This window comes from Agromyces sp. NPDC058136 (genome assembly GCF_042884375.1).
In the GTDB taxonomy this organism is placed as follows: domain Bacteria; phylum Actinomycetota; class Actinomycetes; order Actinomycetales; family Microbacteriaceae; genus Agromyces.
Map to the genome: position 1 here is coordinate 974,381 of NZ_JBHVUA010000001.1, position 16,005 is coordinate 990,385.

The 16,005-nt window shown below is 74.1% G+C and carries 16 protein-coding genes; 8 read left to right on the forward strand and 8 right to left on the reverse strand.

From position 1 onward, the window contains the following. Positions 1 to 51 precede the first annotated feature (51 nt). The 3 genes from ACFVTX_RS04605 to ACFVTX_RS04615 are packed head-to-tail and all read right to left on the reverse strand — an operon-like array spanning position 52 to position 2,317. The gene (locus ACFVTX_RS04605; RefSeq protein WP_386898377.1) at positions 52 to 918 is read right to left on the reverse strand and encodes a biotin-dependent carboxyltransferase family protein; all 867 of its coding nucleotides are present in this window, start codon (positions 916 to 918) and stop codon (positions 52 to 54) included. Further along, positions 915 to 1,559 carry an allophanate hydrolase subunit 1 gene (locus ACFVTX_RS04610; RefSeq protein ID WP_386898378.1) on the reverse strand — a complete coding sequence of 215 codons (645 nt, stop codon included), beginning with the start codon at positions 1,557 to 1,559 and terminating at the stop codon, positions 915 to 917. Before ACFVTX_RS04610 ends, ACFVTX_RS04605 begins: the two co-directional genes overlap by 4 nt. Continuing rightward, positions 1,556 to 2,317, reverse strand: a complete 762-nt coding sequence (locus ACFVTX_RS04615; protein ID WP_386898379.1) for a LamB/YcsF family protein — start codon at positions 2,315 to 2,317, stop codon at positions 1,556 to 1,558. The genes ACFVTX_RS04610 and ACFVTX_RS04615 overlap by 4 nt, the downstream gene beginning before the upstream one ends. A 47-nt stretch (positions 2,318 to 2,364) precedes the next feature. Here ACFVTX_RS04615 and ACFVTX_RS04620 point away from each other — a divergent pair, with 47 nt between their 5' ends. The 3 genes from ACFVTX_RS04620 (at position 2,365) to ACFVTX_RS04630 (ending at position 5,044) form a co-directional block, all read left to right on the forward strand. Continuing rightward, positions 2,365 to 3,624, forward strand: a complete 1,260-nt coding sequence (locus ACFVTX_RS04620) for a PQQ-dependent sugar dehydrogenase (protein WP_386898380.1) — start codon at positions 2,365 to 2,367, stop codon at positions 3,622 to 3,624. Positions 3,625 to 3,698: 74 nt separating this feature from the next. Further along, a complete protein-coding gene (locus ACFVTX_RS04625; RefSeq protein ID WP_386898381.1) occupies positions 3,699 to 4,196 on the forward strand; it encodes a SprT-like domain-containing protein in 498 nt (165 codons plus the stop codon). A 92-nt stretch (positions 4,197 to 4,288) separates the two neighbouring features. After that, the gene (locus tag ACFVTX_RS04630) at positions 4,289 to 5,044 is read left to right on the forward strand and encodes a CGNR zinc finger domain-containing protein (RefSeq protein ID WP_386898382.1); all 756 of its coding nucleotides are present in this window, start codon (positions 4,289 to 4,291) and stop codon (positions 5,042 to 5,044) included. A gap of 22 nt (positions 5,045 to 5,066) precedes the next feature. Here ACFVTX_RS04630 and ACFVTX_RS04635 read toward each other — a convergent pair whose 3' ends face one another. The 3 genes from ACFVTX_RS04635 to ACFVTX_RS04645 are packed head-to-tail and all read right to left on the reverse strand — an operon-like array spanning position 5,067 to position 10,254. Further along, a complete protein-coding gene (locus tag ACFVTX_RS04635; protein WP_386898383.1) occupies positions 5,067 to 8,108 on the reverse strand; it encodes a hypothetical protein in 3,042 nt (1,013 codons plus the stop codon). 9 nt (positions 8,109 to 8,117) lie between these two features. Continuing rightward, a complete protein-coding gene (locus ACFVTX_RS04640; RefSeq protein ID WP_386898384.1) occupies positions 8,118 to 8,954 on the reverse strand; it encodes a 2-phosphosulfolactate phosphatase in 837 nt (278 codons plus the stop codon). Between the two features lie 40 nt (positions 8,955 to 8,994). Beyond that, on the reverse strand, positions 8,995 to 10,254 hold the full coding sequence (locus tag ACFVTX_RS04645; protein WP_386898385.1) for a hypothetical protein: 1,260 nt from the start codon (positions 10,252 to 10,254) through the stop codon (positions 8,995 to 8,997). Positions 10,255 to 10,344: 90 nt separating this feature from the next. Between ACFVTX_RS04645 and ACFVTX_RS04650 the strand changes: the two genes are divergently transcribed. The 4 genes from ACFVTX_RS04650 to ACFVTX_RS04665 all read left to right on the forward strand — a co-directional run bounded on the left by ACFVTX_RS04650 (position 10,345) and on the right by ACFVTX_RS04665 (position 14,130). Beyond that, positions 10,345 to 10,866 (forward strand): hypothetical protein, encoded by a 522-nt coding sequence (locus ACFVTX_RS04650; protein ID WP_386898386.1) that lies wholly within the window; start codon positions 10,345 to 10,347, stop codon positions 10,864 to 10,866. Then, complete coding sequence (locus tag ACFVTX_RS04655) at positions 10,863 to 11,492, forward strand: DUF1684 domain-containing protein (RefSeq protein WP_386898387.1); 630 nt, start codon at positions 10,863 to 10,865, stop codon at positions 11,490 to 11,492. Before ACFVTX_RS04650 ends, ACFVTX_RS04655 begins: the two co-directional genes overlap by 4 nt. A gap of 220 nt (positions 11,493 to 11,712) precedes the next feature. Then, positions 11,713 to 13,287, forward strand: coding sequence for a DEAD/DEAH box helicase (locus ACFVTX_RS04660; protein ID WP_386898388.1), 1,575 nt, complete (start codon positions 11,713 to 11,715; stop codon positions 13,285 to 13,287). Positions 13,288 to 13,560: 273 nt separating this feature from the next. After that, positions 13,561 to 14,130, forward strand: coding sequence for a hypothetical protein (locus ACFVTX_RS04665; RefSeq protein WP_386898389.1), 570 nt, complete (start codon positions 13,561 to 13,563; stop codon positions 14,128 to 14,130). Positions 14,131 to 14,152: 22 nt separating this feature from the next. Here ACFVTX_RS04665 and ACFVTX_RS04670 read toward each other — a convergent pair whose 3' ends face one another. Together ACFVTX_RS04670 and ACFVTX_RS04675 are read right to left on the reverse strand one after the other, a co-directional pair. Next, on the reverse strand, positions 14,153 to 14,650 hold the full coding sequence (locus ACFVTX_RS04670) for a hypothetical protein (RefSeq protein ID WP_386898390.1): 498 nt from the start codon (positions 14,648 to 14,650) through the stop codon (positions 14,153 to 14,155). Next, positions 14,647 to 15,246, reverse strand: coding sequence for an RNA polymerase sigma factor (locus ACFVTX_RS04675; protein ID WP_386898391.1), 600 nt, complete (start codon positions 15,244 to 15,246; stop codon positions 14,647 to 14,649). The genes ACFVTX_RS04670 and ACFVTX_RS04675 overlap by 4 nt, the downstream gene beginning before the upstream one ends. 147 nt (positions 15,247 to 15,393) lie before the next feature. On the opposite strand from ACFVTX_RS04675, the gene ACFVTX_RS04680 reads away from it, so the two are divergent. Next, on the forward strand, positions 15,394 to 15,897 hold the full coding sequence (locus ACFVTX_RS04680) for a GNAT family N-acetyltransferase (protein WP_386898392.1): 504 nt from the start codon (positions 15,394 to 15,396) through the stop codon (positions 15,895 to 15,897). Positions 15,898 to 16,005 lie beyond the last annotated feature (108 nt).

The window sequence follows — 16,005 nt, forward strand, 5'->3', positions numbered from 1 at the left end:
AAGATACTTCCACACCCGCTCGGAGTTGTGAAGACTAATTTCCAGACTCGCTCACGCGTGCCGGAACCGCAGCTCCTGGCCGGGCCGGAGCTGGGCGATCGCATCGAGGGACGACGGCGCGACGATCGCGATCACCGGATACCCGCCCGTCACCGGCCGATCGGCGAGCAGGATCGTCGGCCGACCGTCGCCCGCGAGCTGCACCGAGCCGGGCACCGTCGCCTCGCTCGCGAGCTCACCGGCCACGCGCCGCTCGAGCGCGGGCCCGACGAGACGCGCCCCGATGCGGTCGGCCTGCTCCGAGAGCCGCCACGGGCCGTCGAAGAGCGCGGCATGGGCGGCCGCGGTGAGCCAGTCGGCACGCGGCCCCGGCATGAGCGCGAGCGTCACCGGTCCGTCGGGCGGCGGGTACGCCGCCTCCTGGTCGATGAGCGGCACGGATGCCACGGGCTCCGCCCCGATCACGAGCACCCGCCCCGGCGCGACCGGCTCGGGGCCGAGTCCCGCGAGGGTGTCGCGCGAGCGCGAACCGAGCACAGCCGGTTCGTCGACGCCGCCGCGCACCGCCAGTTCGTAGCGGAGCCCCCTCGACGCAGGACCGAGCTCGAGCACCGACCCCTCGGCCGCGTGCACCGCCGTATACGGCGCCACGGCGCGGCCGTCGAGGCGGACCTCGCCCCACGCCCCCGCCACCGCGAACCAGCACGCACCGCCCGTGAACCGCCCGCGGAACCCGCCCATGAGCACCTCGAGCACCGCCGCGTCGTCGGGATTGCCGACGAGTCGGTTCGCGAGCCGGGCGGCGCCACGGTCGAGCGCGCCCGACCCGGTGACGCCGAGGTGCGCGAACCCCGGCCTGCCCAGGTCCTCGACGAGGGCGAGCGGGCCGGGCGTCTCGACGACGAGTGCGCGGGTCATCCGCCGGCCCGTTCGAATCGCACGCGGCGGCCGGGCGCGAGGAGCGCCGGGTCGGGCCGCTCGGCGTCCCACAGCGCGGCGTCGGTGCGGCCGATGAGCCGCCACCCGCCCGGGCTCTGCCGTGGATACACGCCCGCGAACCCTCCGGCGAGTGCGACGGCACCCGCGGCCACCCGCGGGCGCGGGGCCGCGAGCCGGGGCACCTCGAAGGGCCAGTCGCCGGGCGACTCGGCCACGAGGTACCCGAACCCGGGCGCGAAGCCGCCGAACGCGACCCGCCACGTCGTCGCGAGGTGGCGGGCGACGAGCGCCTCGGGCGAGAGTTCGAGCAGCGCAGCCGTCTCGACGAGGTCGTCGCCGTCGTAGTGCACGGCGATCGCGACGTCGTCGGCCCGTGCCTGCGGAGTTCGCTGCTCGGCGCGCTCACCGACGGGAATCCGCCGCAGCCACGTCGCGAGCGACTCGAGCGGCAGCACCGCGGGGTCGACCGCGACGAGCACGGTGCGCGCCGCGGGCACGAGCTCGACGACGCCCGGCCGTCGTGCCGCGACGAGCGCGTCGTGCAACGCGAGCACCTCGTCGAGCCCGTCGCACTCGACGAGCAGCGCGGCCTCACCCGACGGCAGCAGGCGTCTGGTCACGCGAACGCCTCGACGGCGACGCCCGCACGATCGAGGGCGGCGCGCACCGCCCGCGCGATCGCGACCGCACCAGGGGTGTCGCCGTGCAGGCACAGCGAGTCGGGCGCCAGTTCGAGTCGGCTGCCGTCGTCGGCGGTGAGGCCGCCCGTCTCGACGAGCTCGAGCGCACGGTCGGCGGCGGCCGCCGGGTCGTCGACGATCGCGCCCGGCTCGCCGCGCGGGCTGAGCGAGCCGTCGGCGGCGTACCCCCGGTCGACGAAGGCCTCGCGGGCGAAGACGAGCCCCGTGGCATCCGCCGCCGCCTCGATCTCGCTCGCGCGCCGGCCGAGCACCGCGAGGCTCGCATCGAACGCGGCGACCGCCTCGACGAAGGCGTGCGCGGCGGCCCGGTCGGCGACCAGCCGGTGGTAGAGCGCCCCGTGCGCCTTCACGTACCGCACGCGGGTGCCGGCGAGGCGTGCGAGGCCGTCGAGGGCGCCGAGCTGCGCGACGAGTTCGGCCGCGATCTCGCCGGGGCTCACGTCGAGCGCCCGCCTGCCGAAGCCGACGAGGTCGCGGTAGCCGGGGTGCGCGCCGAGCGCGACGTCGTGACGGGCGGCGCGGCGGGCGCTCTCGAGCATCGTGAGCGGATCGCCCGCGTGGAACCCGCAGGCGACGTTCGCGCTCGTCACGAGCCCGAACATGGCCTCGTCGTCGCCGACGCGCCACGCGCCGAATGATTCGCCGAGGTCGCTGTTGAGGTCGATCGAGGCCCGCATGCTCCCATTCTGCCGCTGGGGCGCGCACACTGGGGTGGGGAGGCGGCATGCGACGGGCGCGGTTCGACGGCGACGGTCCGGATGCCGCGCGCCCGCGCCGCACGCCGCGTGCACCGCACCGGCGCCCACCGCACCCGGCCGCGGCGCTCGGCAGGGCGGCCGCCGCGATCGCGGTGGGGCTCCTCCTCGGCGGCTGCACGGGGCTCGGCCCGGTGCCGACGCCGACCCGCACCCCCACGCCCTTGCCGAGCGCGCCCGCCCCCTCGACCGAGCCCCCGACGCCTCCGCCTGCGCCGCAGGTGCTGCTGCCCGCGGGCGGGGTGTCGGTCGTGGCCGAGGGGCTCGAGGCGCCGTGGTCGATCCTCGTGCTGCCGGGCGGCGGCACCCTCGTCTCGCAGCGCGACCGCGGCGACATCGTCGAGGTGCTGCCCGGCGGAGGCCTCCGCCAGGCCGCCGTCGTCCCCGGCGTCGCTGCCGGCGGCGAGGGCGGCCTGCTCGGGCTCGCACTGCTGCCGGGCGACGCCGACCGGCCCGCCTACGTCTACGCGTACTTCACCGCCGCGAACGACAACCGCATCGTCCGGATGCCGCTCACGGGGGCCAGGGGTTCGCTGTCGCTCGGCGCCGCCGAAGACGTGCTCACGGGCATCCCGAAGGCCGGCAACCACAACGGCGGACGCCTCGCCTTCGGCCCCGACGGCCTGCTCTACGCGACCTCGGGCGATGCCGGGAACCGCGACGCGGCGCAGAACCCCGACTCGCTGTCGGGCAAGATCCTGCGGATGACGCCAGACGGCGCCCCCGCACCCGACAACCCGTTCGGCAACTACACCTGGTCGCTCGGCCATCGCAACCCGCAGGGCCTCGCCTGGGATGCCTCGGGCGGCATGTGGGCCGCCGAGTTCGGCCAGAACACGTGGGACGAGCTCAACCGCATCGAACGCGGCGGCAACTACGGGTGGCCGGTCGTCGAGGGCGCGGCGGGCGACCCGCGCTTCGCCGATCCGGTGCAGCAGTGGGCGACCGGCGACGCGAGCCCCAGCGGGCTCGCCGTCGTGGGCGACACCCTCTTCCTCGCGGCGCTCAGAGGCGAACGCGTGTGGTCGATCGCCCCGGCGAGCGGACCGGCAGCCGGGGTCGCGGTCACCGCGACGCCCTGGTTCACGGGCGAGTTCGGGCGCATCAGGGATGTCACGACCGCGCCCGACGGCGGGCTGTGGTTCATCTCCAACAACACCGACGGTCGCGGTTCGCCCGAGGCCGGCGACGACCGGCTCTACGCGGTCGGGCTGGCCCCCGCGGGCTGAGCGGGGCCGCTCGGCCCACTTCGGGGGTGATCGTGCTCTCCCGCACCGGGGGCGGCCGGGGTTATTCTCATCCCATGGCGGATCTCGATCGGGTCAGGCGTTGGGCTGAGGCGCTCATCGCACTGCACCTCGATCCGCTCGTGTGGAGCTTCGAGTTCGACAACGCCAAGAAGCGCGCCGGGCTGTGCAACTACACCGCGAAGCGGATCTCGGTGTCGCGCTACCTCGCGGCCCGGTACGACGACGACGAGATCCACCAGATCCTGCTGCACGAGGTCGCGCACGCGATGGCCGGGCCGCGGGCCGCGCACGGGCCGAAATGGGCCGCGACCGCGGCCGAGCTCGGCTACGTCGGGCAGCGCACCCACGACGGCGAGGTCGCGCACGAGCTCGCCCCGTGGGTCGGTCGGTGCCCGGCCGGGCACGAGCACTTCCGCTATCGGCAGCCGAGCCGACCGCTCAGCTGCGGGCTGTGCCGACGCGGCTTCGACCGGGCGAACCTCATTGTGTGGCGGCACCGCGAGATCACGGCCGCGGTGCGTCGTCGCGCGGCGAGCGCGGCGGCCGGCTGACCCGTCGGCGCCACCGGTCGACCCGTCGGCCGCCGCCCGGCAGACCCGTCTCGGAGACGGTCCGACCCCCGCGAGACCGCTACGCTGGACGGATGCCCGTCTCCACCGTCTCGATTCCCATCGGGCAGTGGCTCATTCCCGCCGAGGGCGTCCGCTGGTGGTTCGATTCCGGTTCGTTCGCGCTCGATTTCGCGACGACCGGATCGATCGGGGGCACCGCGGCCGGAGCCGGCGTCGAACGTCTCCACTCCCCCGACGACCTCACCGCCTGGCTGCGCGAGCGGTTCCCCGTGCCGGTCGGCGCGGCCCGCTCGCGTGACCTGTTCGACGCCGTCGCGCTCCGCGACGCGATCGGGCGCATGGCGCTCGCCGCGAGCCGCGGCGAGGCGCTCCGCGCGAGCGACCTCGACCTCGTGAACCTCTACGCGGCGACGCCCGACGTGCCGCCGTCGCTCGCCGGCGGCTCGCGGCAGGCCGGCCGCTCGGTGCACACCGTGCCGCAGGCCCTCTCGACGATCGCGCGCGACGCCGTCGACCTGTTCGGCCCCGTGAACCTCGAACGCATCCGCGTCTGCTCGGGCGACGACTGCGAGGTCGTCTACCTCGACACCTCGCGCGCGGCGACCCGTCGGTGGTGCTCGATGCAGCGCTGCGGCAACCGGGCCAAGGTGCGTGCGCACCGCGCCCGCAAGAGCCGCCGCCTGGGTTCGACGCCGTTGGCCGGGCTCCGGGTGGGCGACGAGCAGCTCGAGGCACCCGACGAGACGCCCGGCTTCGCCGTGCCGCAGCACACCGAGCTCCCGGCCGCACCCGAACGCGAGGCCGAGCCCGACCGACCGGCGGCCTGACCGGCTGACGACCGCTGGGCGCTCAGTCGCTCGTGCGAACCGGTCGACGCTTCGGCAGCGCGAGGAGCACACCGACGAGGAGCAGCACGGCCCCGAAGCCGGCCGCGAACCACGCCGTCTCGCTCGGGATGTCGAGGTAGGTCGTGATGCCGAGGATGCGTGCGAGCCCCCACGGCAGCAGTCCGAGCTCGTCGTTCCAGAGGGTCAGCGCCCGTTCGAGGCCGATCGCCCCGATGACGAGCGAGGGCACGAGCAGGGCCGCGCCGACGGCGGCGAGCACGAATCCGGTCGCGCGACGCGCACCGACCTGCCCTGCGGCCGCCCACCCCGCGGCGACGAACACCCAGACGAAGAGCGCGAAGGCGAGCGCGATGTACGCGGTGCGGAGCACCGGGTCGGTCCAGAACGAGAACCAGTAGCCGCCGGGCCCGGTGAACGACAGCGCGACGAGCGTCACGATGCAGCGCAGTACCACGGCCCCGCCGACCGCGGCGATCACGGGCCACGGCGAACGCAGCCCGACGCAGTACCGCAGCACGAGCGCGAACACCGTCCAGGCGCCGAGCACGACCGCGAGGTGCGTCCACGACAGGAACGAGGTCTGCACGGCACGGGTGCCGACGAGCAGGGCGACGGGTACGAGGATGAGCAGCCATCGGTCGAGGTCGTAGAGGCCGAGCGTCGTCTCGCGGGCGCGCCACGGCCTGGTCGAGGCGACCCAGGTCGCGCTCGCGGCGGCCGCGCCGGGCTTGCCGACGAGCCGGCTGCGCGTCGCGACGGCCCCGATCACCACCCACGCGAGGGCGAGCAGGAGGAGCACCCGGGCGATCCACGCCATGGCGGGGTCGCGCTCGGTGCGCTCGACGCCGAGCTGCGCCGCCGTGAGGTTGAAGGCGGGGTGGTCGAGATCGCCCTCGTACCGTTCGAGGTGCTCGGCCGCGAGTTCGTCGAAGCGGGCGCGGTCGGCCTCCCACGCCTCGCGTGCGGTGGGCGAGAGCGTGTCGTGCCATTGCCCCTGGTGCAGGATCAGCGCGCGGTAGGCCTGCAGGAGCCGGAGGGTGTCGAGCTCGTAGTCGAGGGTCGACACGAACGCCTCCCGCGACTCGGGTGAGCGCCAGCTCGAGGCATCCGTCGCGGTCACGAGCTCGCGCATCTCCTCGGCTGCGCGCACCGCCGTCTCGCCGCTCGCGATCGCGGCCTCGACGGGGTCGGCCCCGCCCGAGTCGCGCACGATCGAGTACATGACGTCGAGCACCGCCGAGTCGCCGGTGAGGATGTCCCATTCGAAGATCCACATCATCGGCGGCGGTTCGAGGCCGATCGCGAAGACGCGCTGCTCGGCGAACTGCTCGAGGTACATGCCCTGCTCGATCGCCTCGCGCGAGCGGGCCATCGCCGCGACGATCGCCTCGACCGTCTCGGGGTCGTCGCTGAACCACTCGCGCGCCCACGCGGCGGTGATCGCGGCGACGTCGGCCTCGGGGTCGCGCGCAAGCTCGGCGGCGAGCTGCGTGTCGAGCTCGTACAGCTGCCAGAAGCCGCTCTTCAGGTAGAGGCTCATGGGGCCCGCCCGCCAGGGGCCGCCGTCCTGGGTCCACACCCAGACGCCCTCGATGCGGTCGTTCGCGGCGAGCAGGCGCTGCAGGGCCCACTGGTACTGCGTGCCGAGATCGTTCGGGAACGCTCCGAAGTTCTCGAACTCGCGCCGGCTCTGGAACTCGACGATGCGCCGCTGCGCTCCCTGCTCGAGAGTGTGGTTGAGCGGCAGCCAGCTGTAGAAGTCGCCGAGCGTGTACTTCGTCGACACGATGAGCGCGGGCGAGTCGATGCCGCCGAGCACCGCCTCGTAGGAGGCGTCGTTCGTGTGCATGTCGCCGACGGCCCCGACGCCGACGCTCCACGTGCGGAAGATCACCTCTCGCCCGCTCGCCTCGGCCTGCCCGGCGAAGGCCTCGAGCATCGCGCGCACGGCGTCGACCGTCGTGACCTTCAGGGCCGAGTAGGCGTCCCACCCGCCGACGTCGTAGATCGCGCCGGCCTCGCCGATGCGGATGAGCACGCCGTCGAGTGCGGGCACCGCCCCGTAGAGCTCGTCGAGCCCCGCGGTGTAGACGCTCCAGAACTCGGGGTTCTCGGTGTCGAGCGAGCCGAACCGCTCGATGAGAGTGCGTTCGAGGGGGCCGGTGAGCGCGAGCATGTCGGTGCGCAGGAACACCTGCACCCCGAGTTCGTCGGCGCGCTCCCAGAACGGGGCGAAGGCCGCGCGCATCGCAAGCGCCCGGTCGCGGTGCGGGTCGCCCTCGGCGTAGACCGGGCCGCCCGGGGCATCGTCGAAGGTCACGAACTCGACGAACCCCGGGAAGGCGACGGCGTTGGAGCCGTTGGCGATCGAGTGCCGGAGGAACTCGTCGAAGTCGTCGTAGGCGTCGGCGAGCGCCTCCTCGTCGACGTAGGGCGCCTCGGGCAGCACGACGTCGGCGAACGCCTTCGACGCGTGCGAGTAGTCGTCGCCCGTCTCCCACTCGGCCGGGTCGGGCTCGACGCCCACCGCCCCGAGATCGGTCATGCGCAGCGGCAGCCGGGACGGCTCGTGCACGCCGAGGAGGTCGGCGATCGGCGCGCCCGCCCGCACCTGCGCCGCGAGGTCGTAGACCGCGCGCACGGCGGCGAGCTCGGTGAAGGCGACGATACGCAGCGCCGAGGCATCCCCACGCAGTTCGTAGCCGTCGTCGCCGGGGCCCGAGTCGACCTCCTGGCCCGGAATCAACTCGACCGCGAGCGTGGCCTTCCCCTCGCGCGCCGACGCGTCGGCGACCGCGTCGCGCAGCTCGTCGACGGCGACCTCGAACCGCACCGTGTCGGGTACGTCGAGCATCGTGAACTCGGGCGGCGCTGCGGGTGGGGCGACCTCTGGCACGACAGCGGCCGCGGGCCGCATCTGCTCGCTCGACTCGGTTCGGATGCCGAGCGCGTCACCCACGGCGAAGGCGACGCCGAGCCCGAGCGCGAGGAGGACGACGACCGTGGCGACCGCGAGGATGCCCCGCTTCGTCGCCCTCGTCATGAGCAGATCCTATTGGGCGCGGAAGACGCCGTCGTACAGGATCGGGACGACGTCGGTGGCATCACGCTCGGCGGCGAGCAGCGCGTCCGCCGCGAACCCGCGCTCGCGCAGCTCGACGCCGCTGCCCGACGCGGTGATCAGATGTCGGGTGGCGCGCGCCAGCCCCTCGAAGGCCGCGCACGCGACCGCGGCCTCCGGCGAGGTGTGATCGACGCCGCGGGCGACGAGCGCGTCGACGACGGCGCCCGCGACGAGGAGGTCCTCGATCGCGAAGCGGAGGCCGCCGGGCTCCTCGCCTGCGATGGCCTGCTCGCCCGCCGCCACGATCGCGATCATGAACCGGTCGCCGTGCTCGGCCTGCAGCGCGAGCAGCCGTTCGGCGACGGCCGTGCGGTTGCGCATCGACGCCGCGATGACGGGCACTCCCAGCACGCCGAGCCGGTGCGCGAGCGCGCCGCCGTTGGGCGAGGGCAGCACGACGAGCGGCGGCGCGTCGGAAGGACCAGAAGGACCGGGAGCACCGGGCGCACCGGGCGAACCCGGCGCTCCGGTCGCCGCCGCGAAGCTCGACGGCGACAGGGTCGGGCCCGCCTCCCCGCGCTGCCCTGCCACGACGCCGCCGTGTTCGGCCGCGAACGCCGCCGCCCCGTCGAGGTCGTCGCCCGACGGCCACGGCGCGACCGCGGTGCCGTGCTCGGCGGCGACGACGACCGCGGTCGTGAACGAGAGCGCATCGACGAGCACGACCGCGTGCACCCCCGGCACGATGCGATCGGCGCCGGCGGCGCCCCAGTCGAACCGCACCTGGTACTTGGCCTGCCCGAAGGGATCCGTCGTCGCGCTCACCGCGACAGAGTACCGCCGGCCGAGCTCGGGCCGGCTCGGGTTACGTGCCGAGCCCGTCGTACAGCGCGAGCGCCTCGGCGTCGCTCGCCCGGGCGCTCGCGCGTCGGGCGGCGTCGAGCGCGGCGACGGGGTCGGCCTCCTGCCGGGCGATCTGCAGTTGCCGTTCGGCTTCGGCGAGCCGGGTCCGGGCCGCGGCACCGACGCGGCTCCGACCACGATCGACGGCCGCCGCGGCGACGCGCAACTGGCTCTCGGCGATCGAGATCGCCCCGCCGAGCGCGCTCTGCGCACCGTCGAGGCGGTGCTGCGCGGTCCGGGCAGCGGCTCGGGCGACCTCGAGGCGGTCGCGTGCGGCCTGCAAGCGGTCGCGGTCGAGAAGGGGTTCGCCCCGATGCGCCGGCCGCGCGGCGAGCACGGCGGATGCCTCGCCCACCGCCGCACCGAGCGCGGCCGCCGAGTCGGGGTCGGTCTGCGCGTCGCGCTCCTCGCGGGCGCGGGCGAGCTCCTCGGCGAGCTGTGCCGCTTCGCGGCCGGCCTCGGCACCCGCCGCGTCGAGCAGCCCTTCGACGGCGTCGACCGCATCGAGCTCGCGCCCGGCGCCGTCGAGCTCGTCGGCGGCCTCGGCGAGGAGCGGCGCGGCGGGGCGCCCCTGGCCGACGAGCGCTCCGGCCTCGGCGAGCGCGGTACCGGCCCGCGCGTGCTTCGCCTCGGCGCGCGCCAGCGCGGCCGACGCTGCGGCGAGCGCGGTCTCGGCGTATCGCGGGGCGAGCTCTCCGAGGAGGGTCTCCGCGGCGACCAGACGGCGCCCGACGGTCTCGGCGTCGTGCTGCAGGGCGGGCAGTTCGTCGCCTGCGCCGCGCTCCTGCCTGCGGCGGTCGCCGAGTTCGGCGCTCGCCCGCTCGATCGCCCCGAGTGCCGAGCGGCAGAGCTCGTCGATGCGGGACGCCCAGCTGCGGCGCTCGGCGGCGGTGTCGGGTTCGGCGTCGTCGAGGCGCTGCTGCAGCAGGAACGCCTCGCGCAGCCACCCCCTCGCCCGGTCGACGGCGACCCGGGTCTCGCGTGCGGCGGGGGCCCCGAATTGCGCCTCCGCGAAGGCCACCTCGCGCTCGGCGTCGCGCACGGCCTCGTCGGCCTGCACGATGAGCTGCTTCGCCCGCACCTCGGCATCGCGACCCGCGCTGAGGTCGGCGAGTTCGCGGCGGGCACCGAGTCGGCGCAGGCCCACCGCGGCGGCGACGAGTGCGACCGCGGCGACGCCGAACACCACGAGCGACGGCAACCACGAGAGGGCTTCGGGCATGGCGCGAGTCTAGGGGCCGCGGGTGAGCGCAGACCGGGAATCCCCCGGGATCCCTTGGCACGGGCGCGGCCCGCGTCCTACCCTCGGCTCATGCGGGTGCTCCTGAAACTCGAGCTCGACTGCACACCGGACGCCGCCTGGCGGGCGATCCGGAGCCCGGCCGTGCTCCGCGAGGTCGTGGCGCCGTGGCTCGACTTCGACTCGCTCGAGCCGGGCGGCCTGCCGACGGTCTGGCCAGAAGGGCCGCACCGCATGCGAGCGCTGGCATTCCGCCGGTTCCCTGCGGGCGACGAGTTCGTCGACGTGAGCTTCCCGGGCGGCCTTCCTTCAGGTGTTCGGATGCTCCGCGACGGCGGGGGCGCACTGACCGGGCCGCTCGCGGTGTTCCGCGAGTGGGACCACCGCATGGCCGTCTCCCCGCTCCCCGAGGGCCGCACCCTCTACCGTGATCGGCTGCGGGCGAGGGCGGGCGCCTGGGAGGCGGCGGCCTGGTATCCGACGTGGGCGTTCTGGCAGTGGCGGGGCCTCCGGCTGCGGCAGCTCGCTCCGGGCTGGTCGTACGATCCGCCGGGCACGGCCGATGCACGGGAGCTCGAGGGGGCGAGCCCGTGACCGACACGTACGGCGCCCTCCAGCTCGCCGACTGGCGGCGGCGCATGTTCGGCCTCTACGCGGGCGTTCGGCAGCTCAGCGTGCACGACCCGGCGGCCGGCCACGCCCTCTGGACCTCCGGCCGCGACGAGCTCTTCGCGGGACATCCGCAGTCGCCGTTGCTGCCCGACGACCGCGCCCGCTTCACCGGCCTCACCATCGCGCGCTACGACCCCGACTGGCGCTTCGAGCTCGAGGTGCGGCGCACCGAGGAGCCGCAGCGCATGGTCGTCGACAGCGCGACCGACGGCGCCATCCCGTTCGCGCTCGTCGGCACGGTGCGGCTGCCCTACCTCGGCACGCTCGACGTGTGGCGGCTGACCGGCTACGGCGGCGGGCTCTTCCTGCCCGTGAAGGACGGGCTGGCGGGCGCGCCGGGCGGCACCTACGAGGGCGGCCGCTACCTGCTCGACACGGTGAAGGGCGCCGACCTCGGGCCGGGGGCCGATCCCGACTCCCTCGTCGTCGACTTCAACTTCGCGTACAACCCGTCGTGCGCCTACGACCCGTCGTGGTCGTGCCCGCTGCCGCAGGAGGGCAGCACGCTCCGCGCCGAGGTCCCGGTCGGCGAGCGGATGCCCCGCTGACGGCTCCTGCACAGGGGCATCCGCTATGCTGACCCTTGGTGTGCGCGACGATCGCGCCGCCTGCGTCGTAGAAACGCTTCCGGGCACGGCTCCTGACCGAGCCGCCCGATGACTCTCATACGGCGAACGGATGCGCCGACCGGCGCCTTCGCCACATCCCACCGCCGGGTCCGATGCAGGCTGCATCGGCGCGCGGTGTGCTCTGCCCTGAAAGGCACCAGTGACCGACATCACCTTCGCAACGCTCGGCGTGCCCGCCCCTCTCGTGGCGGTCCTCACGGCCGACGGCAAGACCGTCCCCACCCCCATCCAGGCCGACTCGCTGCCCGACACCCTCGCCGGGCGCGACGTGCTCGGCCGCGGCAAGACCGGCTCGGGCAAGACCATCGCCTTCGCGCTGCCCATGGTCGCGCGCCTCGGCACGACCCTCGCCGGCGGTCAGCGTCGCGCGGGCCGCCCGCTCGGCCTCGTCCTCGCCCCGACCCGCGAGCTCGTCACCCAGATCGCCCGCACCATCGAGCCGCTCGCCGACGCATACGGCCTCAAGGTCACCACGATCTTCGGCGGCATCAACCAGAAGCGCCAGGTCGAGGCGCTGCGCGCCGGCGTCGACATCGTCGTGGCCGCGCCCGGCCGTCTCGAGGACCTCATGAAGCAGGGCTTCGTGCACCTCGACGCCGTCGAGATCACCGTGCTCGACGAGGCCGACCACATGGCCGACCTCGGCTTCCTCCCGGTCGTCACCCGCATCCTCGACAAGACGCCGCGCGGCGGCCAGCGCCTGCTGTTCTCGGCGACCCTCGACAACGGGGTCGACAAGCTCGTGAAGCGCTACCTCGAGAACCAGGTGCTGCACTCGGTCGACGAGGCGAACTCGCCCGTCGCGGCGATGACGCACCACGTCTTCCTCACCGAGGACGCGGACACGAAGTTCGAGCTCGTGAAGACCCTCGCGAGCGGCACCGGCCGCCGCATCCTCTTCATGCGCACGAAGCACCACGCGAAGAAGCTCGCGAAGAAGCTCACCGAGCAGGGCATCCCCGCGGTCGACCTGCACGGCAACCTCTCGCAGCCGCAGCGCGACCGCAACCTGGCGGCGTTCTCCGACGGTTCGGCGAAGGTCATGGTCGCGACGGATGTCGCGGCGCGCGGCGTGCACGTCGACGACATCGAGCTCGTGGTGCACGTCGACCCGCCCATGGAGCACAAGGCGTACCTGCACCGCTCGGGCCGCACCGCGCGCGCCGGCAGCGAGGGCGACGTCGTGACGATCGCGATGCCCGGCCAGCTCCAGGACCTGAAGCAGCTGCTCCGCAAGGCGGCCATCACGGTGACCCCGTCGCCCGCTGTGCCCACCACGCCCGCCGTCGTGAAGCTCGTCGGCGACGTCGCACCCTACGTGAAGCCGGCTCCCCGCGAGGTCAAGCCGCAGGGCGGCGGCCGCTCGCAGGGCGCCAACGCGCAGCGCAAGCGCGCGGCCCGCGAGGGCCAGGGCGGCCAGTCGCAGGGCGGCGAGCGCCAGGGCCAGTCGCAGGGCGGCCGCGGTCGCGGTCGTGGCCGCGGCGGCCAGTCGGATGTCGCGGCCGGCGCCCCCCGCCGCGACCGCTCGGGTAGCCCCGCCGAGTCGAAGTCGAACGCCCCCAAGCAGGGCGGCGGCCAGAGCCGCGGCGCGCAGACCACCGGCGCGCAGCGTCAGGGCACGGGCCGCTCGGGCGGCGCGAAGCAGCCGATCCGCGTCGGCAGCCTCGTCTCGCCGTCGCGCAGCACCCGCACCAACCGCCGCGCGCAGGGCTGAACCGCCCGCACCGGAAGCGCCGAGGCCCGTGGAGTCGATGACTCCACGGGCCTCGGCCGTACGGGCCGGCGTTCCCCCGATCGCCGGCCCGTCCGTCCCGTCCCCCGACGGAGCCGGGCCGCGTCCCTACGACGGCCCGACCTTCCCACATCACAGGTATGTCCGGATGTCGGCGGAAGGTTCCCGATTCATGGAACTTTCTTCGGGCATCCGGACATATCGATGCGGCCGGTCGGTGAAGTCCGGCCGGGATCCGACCCGAGGGAGACATCGATGCCGCTTCGAACCACCGTCCTGACCGCTGCGACCGCGCTCGTGTTCGCGATCGGGGTGCTCGCCCCCGCCGCGCCCGCGAGCGCCGAACCGCTGCCCGCTGCGACCGCTGCTGCTGCCGGAATCGCCGAGGAGCACTGCGCAATCGACATCACGGCCGGCGAGACGCGCCGCGCGAAGGCCGCCGAGCCGGTGTGCTTCGCCTCGATCGAGGAGGTCGACCGGTACCTCGAAGCGCGATCGGCCGCCACTGCCGAGTCGCGTTCGCTCGCGGCTGCCTCGGTCGCCGTCGGCCGCATCTACGAGAACACCGACAAGGGCGGGTCGAGCCTGACGTTCTGGGGCTCGAGCGGCTGCGCCGGCGAGACCTTCGGCTTCCCGTCGCTGTCGTCGGGCTGGAGCACCTCGGTGAGTTCGGTCACGGGCCTCAACGGGTGCTGGGCGACGAGCTACACGGCCACGAGCTACGGCGGTTCGCGCCTGAACTGCACGCCGTACTGCAGCAACATGTGGAACTACAACGACAAGATCAAGTCGCTCGTGTTCCGGCCGAGCGGAACGCTCGGCTAGCCCGCGGAGGCGTTCGCCGAGCTCAGTCGGTCGGTCGTGCCATGCCGAGTGCGGCGCAGATCGACTCGTTCGAGGACGGGACGACGGCGGCAGCGCCGTCGTCCATCACGCAGAGCTGCAGCTCCTCGGGCACGTGGCCGGGCGGATTGCTCACCGCAGCCGGGTCGTAGTCGGGTTCGAAGAGCCCCTGCTCCCACATCATGGTGCACAGTTCGATCGGGTCGTCCGTGATGCCGTCGCCTTCCGCCATGGCGGCACCGGAACTGGGGTAGCTGCCGTCGGGGTTGCGTTCGGCGGCGCTCAGGCAGTGCACCATCCGCGTCTCGGTGACGGGTTGCGGAGCGAGCAGCATGCTGCCCGCGGTGGCGACGGCGCCCACGGCGAGCACGCCGAGGCCACCCCAGCCGATGATCCGGTTGCGCCGTGCGCGGGCGCGCACGGCCGGCTCGGTGCGCACGTGCTCGAGGAGCATCGCACGGATGGCGTCGGCCCGCTCAGGCCGCATCTCGGGGCCGGTCATCCGGTCACCTCCACGTCGTCGGCGAGCTGCGGCGCGCGCGTCGTCGGGCTGAGCTCGGCCTGCAGTTTGCGCCGGGCGCGCGACAGCCGCGACTTCACCGAGCCGAGCGGCACGTCGAGTGCGGCGGCCGCATCGGCGAGCGGGAGCTCCTCGATGAGGCAGAGCTCGACGACCCGCCGCTCTGCGGCGTTGAGCCGGCCGAGCGCCGCCCGGAGCCGGTCGTTCAGCAGATACCCGTCGAGGCGCTCCTCGACCTCGTAGCCGGGGTCGGGCGCGTGCTCGGCGACCGGGACCGCGGCGAGCAGCCGGCGGTGCCGCCGTGCCGCGCGCTGCGTGTTGAGGGTCACGTTGGTGGTCACGACGAGCAGCCAGGGCAGGAGGGAGCCGTCGACGAACCGCACGTCCTTGCGGCGGCGCCACGCCTCGAGGAAGACCACGGCGACGATGTCCTCAGCGTCGGCGATGTCGCGCACCTGCGCGTACGCCCTGCGGAAGACGCGGGCGCGGTAGCGGTCGAAGACCACGCCGAACGAGGCCTCTGTGCCCGACGTCGCCTCGAGCCAGAGCGCCGCGTCGGTCCGCCGGTCTTCGCCCATGACCGGGCAAGCCTAACCGCGCGACCCGACGTTCGCGGATTCCTGCGTTCCCCCATGCAGTGATATGTCCGGATGCCTCGTGTTGGTTCCCGTTCGGTCGCGGCACTCGATTTCGCGCCGACGCCCGACTGGCTTAGTCTCGGGGGCATGAGCACCGAAGTCGTTGCCGAAGTCGTCGTCCGTCCCATCCGCGATTCCGACGTCGAGGCGCTGGGCCGGGTCCACGCGACCTGCTGGCACGAGACGTACGACCACCTGATCAGCTCCGCCGCGTTCGAGAAGCTGTCGCCGCGGCGCATGGCCGAGCTCTGGAACCACTACGCCGAGCGGGGCGAGGAGTACGCCCAGTTCGCAGCCCTCGTCGACGGTGAGATCGTCGGCTTCGTCGGGTCGGGCCCCGCCCGCGACGAGAACGCCCCGCGCGAGCGCGAGCTGTACTTCATCTACCTCCTCGACGCGTACCACGGCACCGGCATCGGCCAGAAGCTGTTCGACGCGGCCGTCGGCGCCGACCCCGTGTACCTCTGGGTCGCCTCCGACAACCCGCGCGCCCACCGCTTCTACACGCGCAACGGCTTCACCGCCGACGGCGCCGACCAGCACGTCCCGTTCCTCGGCGAGGAGATCCACGAGGTGCGCCTGGTCCGCTGAGCGGCCCCGCCGGTCGAGGAACGACGCCCCAGCCCCGGTTTCGAGACGCGTCGTCGCTGCGCGCCGGCGCTCCTCAACCACCGATCGGTCCCCGCTGGTCGAGGAGCG